The following is a 14,413-nucleotide window of genomic DNA, read 5'->3' as shown; positions in this document are numbered from 1 at the left end:
AGATGGAAAGAGGATACAGTGAGCGCCGGAACAGCAGGCAGTCCTAGTCAACAAGGACAAACACTAGAAACGCTTGACCACACCCTTGTGGATGCCGTCAATGCAGCAGATCTGCTATTGGCTTATGCAACAGAGCAGGGGAGCAACGTTGACGAAGCTCTTATGGCGACGATCGTGCATTCGAAGCATATATTGGCCAGTCGCACTACATTGACTGAGGACGAAGAAAGTGCATTTTGGTATGCCTACCGTAAGCTCTGTATTGCAACCGCCCCTGTCTCCTATCAAAGCCTTGAGGCGACAAATCCTCGACTAGGTGTAATGGGAAACGTTTCCGATGCCGGCAAAGCTGTTCTTCGGTATCAAGGATTTACTATCTCCTTCATTGTCATACTGTTGCTTTTCCAAGTTTACTGGGTTTTTCTTTCGACCCTTGTCGATGATTCAAGGAGGATACACAAGGAAATTATTGAAATTCAGGTCGCAGCAAACATACAAGAAAAAAAAGACCCCACAAGTGCGCAGCAAAATACTCAAACGATAGAAAACGATCCAAAGTACATAGACTTGTGGCACCGATGGCAAGCGAACCTCGCGCTACTGAGCAAAGCAGACATCGTTGGTAAATTCTTCAAGGGAACTATCGAAGAAGCTGCCAAAAATGCCCCTGAAGATTTAAAATTATATATTAGTAAAAATAAGGATTATTTAGAGGCAGCCCAGCAAATGCAAACAGGTGCTATTTCTCTAACGATCATGTCTCTGTATATCCTGCCTATTCTTTACGGATTGATTGGCGCCAGCGCATATGTTCTGCGAACCTTATCGCAACAGATCAAAACACGCACGTTTACAAGAGCTTCAAAGATCCGCCTCCAATTACGGATCGTGCTCGGTGCCCTCGCTGGCTTTTCTATCGCTTGGTTTGTTGGAGGAGATGATTCGGTAAAGATTGCAGGCAATACGGCCCCCTTAACTCCCTTGGCTCTCGCGTTTCTTGCAGGGTACAGCATCGAGTTATTATTTTCCGCGATGGACACACTTGTAGAGGCATTTACGCAGGGTCGAGCCCATAAACCCATGCAACTCGAAAGTCCCAATAAATAGTAGTCTTATTCCATAACCGGCCACGGACAGGCAAAAGAAACAAGTGGCGGTAGGCACTCTCAAAAGCTCCAAAAAAAGCGACCCATTTGGGCCGCCAATCTTGAGTAAAAGGCTTGCTAAGCTACTTTGCGCCGCGCAATACCTACTAATCCAAGCAGACCAGAACCCAGCAACCATGCAGCAGCAGGCACTGGAACAGCAGAAACCGTGTATGTTAAGTTATCGATAACCGCACCATCGCTTGATCCATTAAATGCAATATGATCAACCAACCCGCTATAACCTGAACTCAACCAGGACAGTGAGCAGCAAGTATTGGGATCAAGCGGGCCGTGAGCCACTAGATTTCCACCCAAGTATAGATCGAAAGCATATCCGCTTTGAGCACCGCCCCAAGAATTGTAGTCAGCACCCTCAAAAACAACTGGAGCAGAAAAATCAACCTCAATTGCGGCAAGGCGTCCATGGTTAGCACGGATAAATGTATTCCCAGCGCTGGTATCCTGACTTCCTGTCCAGGTTGCAAGGACGTAAGTGGTTACACTACTGTCAGCCAGATTATCGAAGGTAATGACAGTTGTAGTCGTGGGAACAAATTTCATTGCATTTGCCATAGTGACAACTGAGGCCAGAAAGAGAAGAACCTTTACCCCTGAATTCAAACAGAAAGCGGTGTGCTTGGTGCTTAACCATGGATACTCAATATCTGAGGCTAGCCGCTCACTGGATGTGAGTGAGCGCGTATTAAGACGGTGGGCCCAGCAGCTCAATAGCGAACGTCAGGGAGTGACACCCAAATCCAAGGCACTTACCCCTGAGCAACAACGGATTTAACAACTCGAAACCCGGGTTAACCGGTAATAGTTGACCACTACGCTGAGAGTAAAGTTTGTTTAAATTGCATTTTTTAGATCCCTTGTTGAGAAATTAAGTTCTTTAACCTCTGAGGCGCGAAGGCGCAGAAGAAAACATCTTGATAGTAAAGTATGCGGAGCCACAATAAATACTGGGGCACCAAAATCGGATTACCCCTGCGTCTCAGCATCTCTGCCTGATACAAGCTGTTTTACACTAGCAAAACAACGAAGCGCCACTCAGACGAAATTCTTGCTAACCAGATTATTTTGCATCATAAAAACCATTTGCAGCAACCACGGCCCTCCCTGACTGGATGGGTGCTTTCATATCCGTTAGCACTTCATCCAGCGCACGCAAGGCCAGCAGTACATTTTCAGGCCTGCTACTATAACCCATGAGGCCCAGGCGCCAGATTTTGCCGGCCATGTCACCTAGCCCTACGCCTATTTCCAGATTGTAATCCTGTAACAAGCGGCGTCTGACTTCTGCATCGTCTATTCCTTCCGGGATGCAGATCGCGTTTAACTGGGGCAGGCGTTGGTCTTCTTGCACAAAAAACTTGAGTCCCATAGCATCAAAACCAGCCTTCAATGCCTGGTAATTATGGGCGTGACGGTTCCATGAATTTTCCAGCCCTTCGTTCTGCAGCATAACCAATGATTCGTGCAATCCATAAAGGGCATTAATCGGTGCAGTATGGTGATAGGTACGTTTAGTGGCGGCTGACCAGTATCCCAGTACAAGATTCAGATCCATAAACCAGCTTTGCACCACTGTTTTGCGGTTTTTAACGGTTTCTATTGCACGCGCGCTAAAGCTGACTGGTGATAAACCGGGGGTACAGGAAAGGCATTTTTGACTGCCTGAATAAATCGCATCGACCTCCCACTCATCCACTTTTAGCGGGGTACCGCCCAGGGAGGTCACTGCATCGACTATGGTCAGGCAACCATGCCGGTGGGCAATTTCTACCAGAGTTTTCGCGTCGGACTGGGCGCCGGTGGAGGTTTCTGCATGGACGAAAGCGACCACTTTGGCATCCGGGTTGGCTTTTAACGCATCTTCCAACTTGCCGGAGTCTACTGCACTGCCCCAGGCATCGTCTACTAATACCGGTACACCACCGCAACGCTTTACATTTTCTACCATCCGCCCGCCAAATACGCCATTTCGGCACACTATGACTTTATCGCCAGGTTCTACCAGGTTAACGAAGCAGGTTTCCATGCCAACGGAACCTGGCCCGGATACGGGAAAGGTTAAATCGTTATTGGTCTGAAACGCATAGCGCAGCAGGGTTTTTAATTCTTCCATCATCCCGACAAAAGCCGGATCAAGATGGCCGACCGTGGGGCGGGCCATGGCGTCCAGTACGCGTTGATGCACATCGGAAGGCCCCGGGCCCATGAGGGTGCGATGGGGTGGTTGAAAAGACTGAATATGTGGCTGATCTGACATGGTGTCTCCCTGCTTTAGTACTAATGGTTTTATAATTCTTCAGGCACTTCTACGATTTTGCTGCCCTCGGGTATTTCCCCCACATTTGCGGTATCATCCATCAAGGGGCGCATGGCAGTCAGCAAGCTTGCAAATAGTTTGTTATTTTCTGACTCCAGCTGCGCCAGAACGGTTTTCATGTGCATGCGCTGTGAGGGCATGGCAAAGCAGGCCGGGCAGTTTTCGGGTATTACCGGCAAGCTCGCCCGCTCTGCAAAATCTGCGGTTTGCCGCTCCCTGACATAGACGAAGGGACGAATAACCCGGACATCTTTGGCGTCGTTGAGGTAGTGCGCCTTCATAGTACGCAATTTGCCTCCGAAAAAGGTGCTCATGAGAAAGGTTTCGGCCAGATCATCCAGATGTTGGGCTAAAGCCAGTACGTTATAGCCATTTTCCCGGGCTGTTCGATACAAAATGCCGCGACGCATTCTGGAACAGTACGCACAAAACGAATCTCCCTGCAGGGATTTTTTGGCTTGTTCTACAATAGGCTGGCTTTCATAAAAATACTTCACCCCTAGGCTAGCCATGTAATCTTTGAGAGGTGAAGGGTCGAAATCAGGGGATTGTGGATCTACCGTGACAGCTGCCAGTTCAAAACGAATAGGTGCCCGTTTCTGCAAATCCAGTAATACGTGTAAAAGGGATAAGCTGTCCTTTCCACCTGACAGGCCCAGCAGCACCCGGTCCCCTTCACGGATCATGTCGTAATCACCAATTGCGCGCCCGGCTGCAGAGAGCAAAGACTTTGCCGGTTTGACGGGTTGTTCAAGCATCATCATAGCTTTGCACTCCGGCCGCCATCAACGGCCAATATTTGCCCGGTTATATAGGGGGCATCTTCAATCAGAAAACGTACTGCTTTGGCGATATCATCCGGTCCACCGGCACGTTTTAAAATAGTGTGGTCAATAATGCGTTCACGTGAGGTTTCATCAAAATTAGGGTCGTCTTCTGGCCACATAATCGGGCCTGGAGAAACTGCGTTGACACGAACTTCCGGGCCCAACTCTCTTGCCAGGGATTTGGTCATGGATACCAGCCCTGCTTTTCCGATGCTGTATACCACATAGCTTTTCATGGGACGTTCGGCATGGATGTCGGTGATATTCACAATACAACCCCGACTTTTTTTCAATTCAGGGGCGGCAGCCTGGGACAGGAAAAGCGGGGCTTTTAAATTGGTGCCGATCAGGTCTACCCAGGCTGTCTCATCTATATTACCGACAGCTGTAGGATAAAAACTGGAAGCGTTATTTACCAGCACATCCACATTGCCAAATACTTTGACGGTTTCGTGCACCAGATGAGGTAGCGCAGCAATATCCAGCAAATCGGCCTGGACCAGCGCCGCTGAATTGGGCCGGTCTGCATTTAATTCGGCTACCAGTGAGCTGGCCTCTCCTAAAGAGGACCGGTAATGAATCATGAGATTTGCACCGTCACTGTGCAATAACCGGCTGATAGCGGCACCGACTCTTTTGGCTCCCCCTGTGATTAATACCGTTTTGCCCTGCATCGAACCCATCTTATTATTTTCTGTTACAGACACAATCACACCACTTAGACTATTAAATTGATTAAATGTAGCATTTTATTGCACTATATTTATGGAATTTTTGGGTTTAATTACCAACTTAACTGATTTATTGCCCACAGAAGAGCATTTTTTCACCAATAATCCTGACAGATGAGCGCATCATTCAGGAAGCCTCAAGATGTTCCCTGCCACCAAACAATCAGACCTGTTTCAATAGGTGTAAGTACGTCTGCATGATAAGCCATCACACGAGGCGTAAAATCCGAAGCAGGTCGGGTAGTCATAATTGCGCAATCATAGACGTACCCATGGATGGCGCCAGGTATGTCACACCCACATGCCATCATGGGCAATTCAACTGTTTCGCCAGCTTCAGGCTCTGCATACAACTGCACCCGCACTGACTCTGGTGGAATCGCGCCCAGATAAACCTGGAGAGAAAATAACCAACCTCCTTCCTGCTGCTTAACCTCCAGGTTTGATAGATGTATTTCATGCCAGTTTCTTCGGACTTCTGATTCCCATGCTGCGAGTACTTTGCCCAAACGCCCGCCTTCTGCAGTGCGCTTCCGGTAAGATGCTATGGCCGGTAAGTAAGCATTGCGCACATACTCCTGCAGCATGCGGTTGCTGCTGAACTGAGGTGCCAGCTGAGACATACTGGCGCGCATGCGCGCTACCCATTCGCAGGGGATACCCTGAGAATCCCGCCGGTAATACATGGGTACAATTTCATGTTCCAGCAAGTCATACAACTGCTCAGCTTCTACTGCATCCCATCCAGGTTCGGCGTGCTCCTGACCATCACCCAATGCCCAGCCCACCCCTGGTGTGTAGGCTTCGGCCCACCAGCCATCCAGCTCCGAAAGATTAAGTCCGCCATTCACCAGCACTTTCATGCCGGAAGTACCACTCGCTTCCCATGGCCTGCGTGGGGTATTGATCCAGACATCCACCCCCTGAACCATTTCCTGGGCAAGATCCATATCGTAATCTTCCAGAAAAACCACATGTGCGCGAACACTGGGGCGACTCACAAACTCAGCCCACGCCTGAATAAACAGTTTTCCGGTTTCATCCTGAGGATGGGCTTTTCCAGCAACAATCAGTTGCACTGGATGTACCGAATTGGTCAACAAACGCTCCAGCCGGTCCGGGTCTCGCAATAGCAAATTGGGACGTTTATACTCAGTAAAACGACGCGCAAATCCTAATGTGAGCATATTTGGATCGAGAAAGTTTTCAGCTTTGGCGAGCATTTCATCGTCCGCACCCCGTTGCCCCAGTTGCCGTGCCAGCCGATGACGCGCGTATTGCACTAACTCATGGCGTTCTTTACCCCGGAACTGCCACAATGCGTTGTCACCCAGGGATTTAATTGCCTCCGACAAGGTTTCAGGCGTACCCAGCCAACGCCCTTTACCGCAAGTCTTAGTCCAAATTTCATCCGCCCATGGCGAATCCCAGGAAGGTACGTGGATGCCGTTTGTAATATGGCCAACGGGGATTTCACGTTCCGGCCAGTGCGGGTACAAATCATCAAAAATACGACGACTTACCTTGCCATGCAGCTCGCTCACGCCATTCACCCGATTACAGGTACGCATGGCCAGATAGGCCATATTGAATGCATCGTCATCACCGTTGTGTGACTTGCTGCCCAAAGCCATTAACTCTCGCGCTGAAACACCCAGCTGTTTGGCGTAATGCGCGCCATATTCTTTGATCAGCACACGAGGGTAAACATCAAAGGCAGCCGCTACCGGCGTATGGGTAGTAAAAACATTACCGCCGCGAGTGGCCCATAACGCTTCCCAGAAATCCACGTTATTTTCCTCCATAAAGTAACGTGCACGTTCCATTGTGACAAAAGCAGCGTGCCCTTCATTCAGGTGGCACACGTCAGGGCGTAAGCCCAATGCTGCCAATGCCCGCCAACCACCCAACCCCAGCGCTATCTCTTGCACCAGACGCGTCTCCAGGCCACCACCATACAATTTACCGGTAATACCTCGGTCAAGAGGAGTATTCATGGCATCATTACTATCCAGCAAGTAAAGGTTCACTTTCCCTACCTGCACCTGCCATACCCGTAAAATCAGAATCCGTCCTGGCAATTCAATCGGCACACCAAGCCAGCTGCCATCTTCTGCCCTTACTGGCGTGATAGGCATGCTGGTTGGAATATTGTAGGGGTAGATTTCGAGCTGCCTGCCACGGGCGTCAAGCATCTGACGGAAGTAACCTTCCTGATAAAGCAAACCTACAGCGACGATCGGCACACCAAGATCGCTTGCTGTTTTAAGATGATCTCCTGCCAGCATGCCAAGACCGCCGGAATAAAGCGGCAGCGCTTCTGTCAAACCGTATTCCATGCTGAAATAGGCGATCAGCCCGTCATTATTGGCATAGTTATCACCGAACCAGGATTCACTTTTGTGATAATCCCGCCGTGCCTGTTCCAGGCGATCCAGTTCCGCCAAAAAACTCTGATCTTGCGCTAACTGCTCCAAACGTCGTTCAGAAACACTTTGCAGGATCAACCAGGGGTTTTTAGTACGCGCCCAAACCGCAGGGTCTATCTCCTGCCATAAATGATCCGACCCATGACTCCAGGCCCAATGTAGATCCAGACTAAGCTCTACAAGTTTTTCCAGGCCTTGCGGCAGTTCTCTTAAATACGGATGTACCATGCTTACTCATAATCCTTCAAATAGATAAATACCGGGTGTTATTCAGGCCATTTCCAGTTGCGTATTTCAGGCATATCCTCGCCATAAGTCGTAATGTAAGCTTTATGCTCGATCAGCTTGTCGCGCATGATCTGCTTCAAATGTGCTGCCCGGTAACCCAGTTTAGGAACGCGGTCAATTACATCTGAAACCAGATGAAAACGATCAAGATCATTACGGACGGCCATATCGAATGGCGTGGTCGTGGTTCCTTCTTCTTTGTAGCCTCGCACATGCAGATTATTATGATTCGTACGGCGATATGTGAGTCGGTGAATTAGCCATGGATAACCGTGATAGGCAAAAATGATCGGCTTGTCAGTAGTAAACAGGATATCAAAATCCTTACCAGGCAATCCATCAGGATGTTCCTCTTTTGGCTGCAATGTCATCAGGTCTACCACATTGACTACGCGAATCTTCAAATCCGGAAGATATTGACGTAACAAGGCTACCGCTGCCAGTGTCTCCAGCGTTGGCACATCGCCCGCGCACCCCATTACCACATCAGGCTCGCCATCCGCATCGTTGCCCGCCCATTCCCAAATCCCGATACCGGTAGTGCAATGTTTGATTGCAGAATCCATATCCAGCCACTGAAGATCTGGTTGTTTACCCGCTACGATGACGTTTACCAGATTGCGACTGCGCAATATTTTGTCAGTAACAAACAATAAGGTGTTGGCATCTGGGGGTAAATACACTTTGATCACATCGCCCTTCTTGTTGACTACGTGGTCGATGAAGCCAGGGTCCTGATGAGAAAACCCATTATGATCCTGACGCCAGACATGTGAAGTCAGCAAATAATTAAGGGATGCAACAGAACGGCGCCACGGGATTTCTTTGGTAACCTTGAGCCATTTTGCATGCTGATTAAACATCGAGTCCACAATATGGATAAACGCCTCATAACAGGAAAACAAACCGTGGCGCCCTGTCAGCAAATAGCCTTCCAGCCAGCCTTGGCAGGTATGTTCGCTCAAAATCTCCATTACCCGCCCATCCGGGGCAAGATGATCATCATCATCGAAATGTTCTGCCATCCAGGTTCGATCGGTCACTTCAAACAGCGCACCGAGACGGTTAGAAGCGGTCTCATCCGGCCCCATAACCCTGAAATTACGTTTATCCCTATTTAGCTTCATCACATCGCGCAGCATTTTGCCCATAACGCGTGTGGCCTCACCCAGCACCTGACCGGGTTTAGGGACATCTATGGCGTATTCACGAAAGTCCGGCATCAAAAGCTGTTTCAGCAACACGCCCCCATTGGCATGGGGGTTGGCCCCCATACGGCGTTCACCTAACGGAGCCAGTTCTGCAATTTCCGGCAAAAGCCTTCCAGTTGCGTCAAACAGTGTCTCCGGCTGATAACTTTTCATCCATTCTTCAAGCAGCTTCACGTGCCCCGGCTTTGTAGCCATCTCAGATAGCGGAACCTGATGTGATCGCCAAGAGCCTTCTGTTTTAAGCCCGTCTACTTCCTTCGGCCCGGTCCAACCCTTCGGGCTGCGTAAAATAATCATTGGCCATCGCGGACGCTCAACCACACCGGTGGTCCGGGCACGCGCCTGAATGGATTTAATGACACCTATCGCCTTATCCATGGTTGCTGCCATTAACTGATGCATCGCCTCCGGGTCCGAACCCTCAACAAAATAAGGCGTATAACCATAACCGATGAACAGATTTTCCAGCTCATCATGGGTTAATCGGGCGAGTATCGCCGGGTTGGCGATCTTATATCCGTTCAAGTGCAAAATAGGCAGTACAGCCCCGTCGGTAGAGGGGTTTAGAAATTTATTGGAATGCCAGGAAGTAGCCATAGGTCCGGTTTCCGCTTCGCCATCACCCACCACACAGCAAACCAGTAAATCGGGATTATCGAAGACCGCGCCAAAAGCGTGTGAAACGGCATAACCCAGCTCACCCCCTTCATGAATGGAGCCGGGTGTTTCTGGTGCAACGTGGCTGGGTATTCCCCCCGGAAATGAAAACTGCTTGAACAGTTTTTTCAAGCCCTCGCGATTTTGTGAAATGTTAGGATAAACCTCACTATAAGTACCTTCCAGGTAGGTATTGGCCACCAATCCCGGCCCGCCGTGACCTGGGCCGGCAATGTAAATCGCGTTTAAATCCTGCGATTTAATGATCCGGTTCATGTGCACATAAATGAAATTAAGGCCGGGGGTTGTGCCCCAATGACCCAGCAGCCTTGGTTTTATGTGCGAAAGTTCTAAAGGTTCTTGCAGCAGCGGATTATCCATCAAATAAATCTGCCCAACCGAAATGTAATTAGCGGCTCGCCAATAGGCATGCATATTGCGCAACTCTTCAGAAGAAAGCGGTATTGTTGAGACAGATTGCGTTGTTCCAGTTAAGATTTCAGAATTCACAAATCATTCCTCCAATACACATTAATGTGCGACAAGCGCGAGTGCGTTCTGCGCCAAAATGGCGGCTTCATCAACCAGAATCACCCACACTTTTATTTGACTACCTGGGGCGCTAATGCAGCTTTCCGCAGCAATAGCAGCAAGATTCTTCTCTTCATCCAGCACAATGCCAGCCCATTCCATCCCTTCCAGGATAGCCGCCCTGATCGCAGGGGCATGCTCTCCCACCCCACCGCCAAAAATGATGGCTTCAGCGCCACCCAATACTGCGAGATATGCCCCCAGATACTTTCTTGCCCGATAGCAGTACAGTGCTATTGCCAGGCGGGCATTCTCATCTTCCGAATCCAGCAATGTACGCATATCAGCACTGATTCCGGAAACGCCCAACAGCCCTGATTCATGATTCAAAATATGATTTGTCTGCTCGGGTGACAATCCCTCGTGCTGTTGCAGATAGGTCAACAAACCGGCATCCACATCTCCCGAACGCGTAGCCATCACCAGCCCTTCCAGCGGTGAAAATCCCATGGATGTATCACACGGTTTGCCCTGTTTGCTCGCTGTAATCGAACACCCTGCGCCCAGCTGAAATGAAATCACTCTGCCGTTGGCAGCCTTTTCTGGTTGCAATTTACACCAGCACTGCCACATAGCCTGGTGGGCAATGCCATGAAAACCATAGCGTCGGAAACCATACTTCTTAGATAGAGTGCCTGGAAGCGCGTAAGTTCGTGCAACCTCTGGCAGATCCACATAAAATGCGGTATCGAATACTCCTATCTGGGGAACGCCATCACCCCACACCTCTTTTGCAGCACGTATCCAGCGCAAAGCAACCGGATTATGCAACGGCGCAAGCGGCACCAACTGCTCGATCTCATTTTCAACTGCTTCATTAATCAGTATAGGCGCATTAAACTTCACGCCACCGTTCACAACACGGTGGGCCACTAAATGCACTTTTGCCAGATCATGCTTCTGCGAAAAGGCACGTAACATCGTTTGGGGATCACTGCCATCGTTTTGAAAGTGGTCACTTGCTATTGCTTTCAAATTCCCGTGATCATCGCGTTCAAAAGCAACCAGGCGAACAGACGAACTACCCGTGTTCACGGTTAAAATCAGCATCGTGTATTTTCTCCTGGTTTCACATGCAATCCATCACAACTATTCTAGTTGCCGATTTCACCCTAAAAACAGCATGCCATCAAACGCTAAGAAAATCGTTCTAACTTTCTGATTCTCTCTGCGCCTCAGCGTCTCTGTGGTTCCATTGCTTTTAAATTTACAAAATTCTTGCTGCAATCCAATATATTCAACATTGAATCGTTTGTTTTCACCCATCATGTAAAATGTAAGTCATTCATGTTTCAATTTAGCATACTCCTATGGCCCATCTACCAGAACCCACTCCCGAAGCCCTGATTCATAGCCAGCAACTCGCCAATCTGATTCAGGCAGAAATTGAAAACAACCATAACTGGATTTCTTTTGCGCGATACATGGAACTGGCGCTTTACGCACCCGGCCTTGGCTATTACAGTGCAGGTGCATCAAAGTTTGGTCATTCTGGAGACTTCGTCACCGCACCGGAAATTTCCAGTCTTTTCGGCAGAACCCTTGCCCGTCAGGTTTCGCAAATATTACGTATGACTGACGGAGACATTCTTGAAACAGGTGCAGGTACGGGCGCCCTTGCTTTCCAATTACTTTCCGAACTAGCTAAATTAAACAGCCTGCCATCCCATTACTACATATTAGAAGTAAGTGCAGACTTACAGGAAAGACAACGCTCTTATTTGCAACAGAAGCTGCCTTATTTGGTTGATCGTGTCGAGTGGCTCAACCAACTGCCAAGCGCATTTTCCGGCGTTATTCTGGGAAATGAAGTATTGGATGCAATGCCCGTTCATCTTGTAGCGTGGCGCGAAAATGGATTGTATGAACGTGGCGTGACCTTACAGAACAACCGGTTTGCATGGCGTGAGCACCCCCTCACTACAGGCCGATTATTTGAAACAGTGTCAAAATTGATAGTGCCAAATGGTTACGTCAGCGAAATCAATCTGGCCGCACAAGGCTTCATCGCCAGCCTTGCTCAAATCCTTCAACAAGGCATTATACTGATGATTGACTATGGGTTTGGCGAAAGTGAGTACTATCATCCACAACGCAGTGAAGGCACACTCATGTGCCATTACCGCCACCACGCCCACGCTGAACCATTTTATCTTCCCGGATTGCAGGACATTACTGCCCACGTAGATTTCAGCGCTATCGCACTCGCCGGCATATCCAATGGATTGCAGTTACTCGGCTACACAACCCAAGCCAGTTTTTTGATCAATAGTGGTATCACAGACGTACTGAGTGAAACTTCACCAGAGAATGCAAGCATTTACTTACCTCTTGCAAATCAAGCACAAAAATTGCTCAGCCCCTCTGAAATGGGGGAGTTATTCAAGGTCATCGCCTTGGGTAAAAATATCTCTGACAGATTGATTGGTTTTACTATGGGTGACAAAAGCCGGTTGCTATAAAAGAGGGTAACTACGTGGCGCTAGGGACCGCGCGCCTTTGTGCCGTCCCGATTGGTCAGCATGATTGTCATTGTTTAGACTTTAAATAACTACTGACTTTCTATTTGTCTTGGTTCTAGCAAACATATGCACCCTGAACCATTGCAATAAGTGAAATGCAAATAGCGAGCCAAAGCTTTGTCATGGGTGTATATGCCAACCACACAAACGGGTACGTCACAAAATAAATTAGAGAAACCCAATTTCCAGAGTTTACCTTTTGCTTTGCGTCAGCCAAAGCGTCGATAAAGTGCTGTTTTCTGGTATACCGGAAAAATGTTGCTATGATCCATAACATGTACATTACCCCAAAAGCTACTAGGGGTTCGCTGTATTCACAAAAATTAGATGTCATGCTTTGGAACATTTGCAGCTACATAACCTAAAGTTTGCGGGACGGTTGTAAAGAGAAACAACGAAGCACTGATAATTGAATACATTGTACGATCCAAAAAGGTCACTATTAGCTACCCTTGCTTCAACGTTGGATTATGGCTTGTTGGTTGGTTACGAGGAAAACACAACCATCATTGTCTGACTGGCGTACCAAGTTGGCTTGTTCTCTATTTAAACATCGTGGCTTCATTTTCATAAAATCACCTTTGTTTCTAGGATGTTCAGTGTACGCAATGACTTCGTTTCCCTTCACAAAGGTAAGGACGTATATCCCGTCATTGCTACCGATAGAAGTCTTGCCAGTTGCGTCCCACTTGAACCCGAGGATTTTTTCGGCATGATCGTTCATAGTGTAGGGGCCTAAGACACACACCCGCTCCCATGATGACGGGCCGACGAGCGCCAAGTTGATTGGGCCCGTAGAGCTGGCATTGAACTGTGTCTGAATTTGCTCACTAATTCCGTTATTGCTGTCCGCACATGCAGAAATAAATAAGAAAGTGACTGTGGTGCTAAATATGCGAATATTCATGAGAATTAACGCAGAAGTTAAGAGACGGCAACTCAGCAATGGAACGAAGGCATGAAGTTAATGATAATAACATATATTAAAAGGAACAATATGGTCTTTCCCGTTCGATTGCGTTGAGCTCTTAATGATACTTCAACTGCGTTTCCATGCATTTTGACACAGTGAAGCCTCATTAAAGTTTGGGGCGGTTACGCGTAGTGATAAAAATTATCACAAACTTGATAGCTTGCATTCAGTAGGACCAGACTTTGACTTATCCTCATCTGCGCCGCTGAGCGTTACCGGAAAAATCGGGATGAAGGCAGTGCATGTCTGAGCATGTAGACGCGCAGCGGATCGTGCGAGTTTGCTCTGCCGCCCGATTTATTCGGTAACGCTCAGGCATCCCGAAGGGACGGCGTAGTTGGCGTCGCCTTCTTTTGGTTACTTTGCTTGGCGAAGCAAGAAAAGGGACTAGCCGCCGGGCTACCCCCGGCAGGTCAATTCAATTCGACTACCTTAATTTGCATACAAAACCAAACACCCACTCAAAATGAACGCATATAAACTCGCAAATATCCGGTGCAATGCACTTCGCTTATTGCACATTACGAATTACGCGAGTTGTCTGTTTTTAAACCACATCAATATAATCAAAGTTAATCCCATTATTAATGGGCCACTATTAAATATCGCGGATTCAAGTTTGAAGTGCAAGGCCTGTTGATTCGAAGAATACCTGATTGGGCGTTTGATATCCAAGTCGTTTTCTGGGGCGATTGTTCAAT

Annotated in this window: 9 protein-coding genes and 1 pseudogene; 3 read left to right on the top strand and 7 right to left on the bottom strand. The window is 48.3% G+C overall.

The genetic code is table 11. The annotated features are described in order from the left end of the window. The first annotated feature begins 18 nt into the window (after nt 1-18). Nucleotides 19-1,107: a hypothetical protein gene (locus EDC63_RS10620; protein WP_124945289.1), complete on the top strand. Its 1,089-nt coding sequence runs from the start codon at nt 19-21 to the stop codon at nt 1,105-1,107. A 116-nt stretch (nt 1,108-1,223) separates the two neighbouring features. On the opposite strand, the gene EDC63_RS18805 is transcribed toward EDC63_RS10620, so the two are convergent. After that, nucleotides 1,224-1,709 (bottom strand): VPLPA-CTERM sorting domain-containing protein, encoded by a 486-nt coding sequence (locus EDC63_RS18805; protein WP_223248169.1) that lies wholly within the window; start codon nt 1,707-1,709, stop codon nt 1,224-1,226. Here EDC63_RS18805 and EDC63_RS10610 point away from each other — a divergent pair. Next, a pseudogene (locus tag EDC63_RS10610) lies at nt 1,678-1,938 on the top strand (transposase); the annotation flags it as partial. The gene EDC63_RS18805 and the pseudogene EDC63_RS10610 sit on opposite strands and share 32 nt — an antisense overlap. Nucleotides 1,939-2,226: 288 nt before the next feature. On the opposite strand, the gene EDC63_RS10605 reads toward EDC63_RS10610, so the two are convergent. The 6 genes from EDC63_RS10605 to EDC63_RS10580 all read right to left on the bottom strand — a co-directional run bounded on the left by EDC63_RS10605 (nt 2,227) and on the right by EDC63_RS10580 (nt 11,267). After that, nucleotides 2,227-3,423, bottom strand: coding sequence for a pyridoxal-phosphate-dependent aminotransferase family protein (locus EDC63_RS10605; protein ID WP_223248168.1), 1,197 nt, complete (start codon nt 3,421-3,423; stop codon nt 2,227-2,229). A 29-nt stretch (nt 3,424-3,452) separates the two neighbouring features. After that, nucleotides 3,453-4,247 (bottom strand): ATP-binding protein, encoded by a 795-nt coding sequence (locus EDC63_RS10600; protein WP_223248167.1) that lies wholly within the window; start codon nt 4,245-4,247, stop codon nt 3,453-3,455. Continuing rightward, the gene (locus tag EDC63_RS10595; RefSeq protein ID WP_124945385.1) at nt 4,244-4,984 is read right to left on the bottom strand and encodes a pteridine reductase; all 741 of its coding nucleotides are present in this window, start codon (nt 4,982-4,984) and stop codon (nt 4,244-4,246) included. The genes EDC63_RS10600 and EDC63_RS10595 overlap by 4 nt, the downstream gene beginning before the upstream one ends. Nucleotides 4,985-5,178: 194 nt before the next feature. Then, on the bottom strand, nt 5,179-7,698 hold the full coding sequence (glgP, locus tag EDC63_RS10590; protein ID WP_124945288.1) for an alpha-glucan family phosphorylase: 2,520 nt from the start codon (nt 7,696-7,698) through the stop codon (nt 5,179-5,181). Nucleotides 7,699-7,736: 38 nt separating this feature from the next. Then, a complete protein-coding gene (locus EDC63_RS10585; RefSeq protein ID WP_223248166.1) occupies nt 7,737-10,136 on the bottom strand; it encodes a phosphoketolase family protein in 2,400 nt (799 codons plus the stop codon). 21 nt (nt 10,137-10,157) lie between these two features. Continuing rightward, nucleotides 10,158-11,267, bottom strand: a complete 1,110-nt coding sequence (locus tag EDC63_RS10580) for an acetate/propionate family kinase (protein ID WP_124945287.1) — start codon at nt 11,265-11,267, stop codon at nt 10,158-10,160. Between the two features lie 260 nt (nt 11,268-11,527). Between EDC63_RS10580 and EDC63_RS10575 the strand changes: the two genes are divergently transcribed. Then, nucleotides 11,528-12,679, top strand: a complete 1,152-nt coding sequence (locus EDC63_RS10575) for a class I SAM-dependent methyltransferase (protein WP_124945286.1) — start codon at nt 11,528-11,530, stop codon at nt 12,677-12,679. Nucleotides 12,680-14,413: the final 1,734 nt, after the last annotated feature.

Source organism: Sulfurirhabdus autotrophica (assembly GCF_004346685.1).
Taxonomy (GTDB): Bacteria; Pseudomonadota; Gammaproteobacteria; order Burkholderiales; family SMCO01; genus Sulfurirhabdus; species Sulfurirhabdus autotrophica.
Note: the sequence above shows the minus strand (reverse complement) of the source record. Positions and strands in the feature narration are given on the sequence as shown.

Excerpts from the sequence above, each read along its gene's own strand:
- EDC63_RS10595 (WP_124945385.1), bottom strand. The coding sequence starts at position 4,984 with ATGCAGGGCAAAACGGTATTAATCACAGGGGGAGCCAAAAGAGTCGGT.
- EDC63_RS18805 (WP_223248169.1), bottom strand. The coding sequence starts at position 1,709 with ATGAAATTTGTTCCCACGACTACAACTGTCATTACCTTCGATAATCTG.
- EDC63_RS10575 (WP_124945286.1), top strand. The coding sequence starts at position 11,528 with ATGGCCCATCTACCAGAACCCACTCCCGAAGCCCTGATTCATAGCCAG.
- EDC63_RS10580 (WP_124945287.1), bottom strand. The coding sequence starts at position 11,267 with ATGCTGATTTTAACCGTGAACACGGGTAGTTCGTCTGTTCGCCTGGTT.
- EDC63_RS10605 (WP_223248168.1), bottom strand. The coding sequence starts at position 3,423 with ATGTCAGATCAGCCACATATTCAGTCTTTTCAACCACCCCATCGCACC.
- EDC63_RS10600 (WP_223248167.1), bottom strand. The coding sequence starts at position 4,247 with ATGATGATGCTTGAACAACCCGTCAAACCGGCAAAGTCTTTGCTCTCT.
- glgP (WP_124945288.1), bottom strand. The coding sequence starts at position 7,698 with ATGGTACATCCGTATTTAAGAGAACTGCCGCAAGGCCTGGAAAAACTT.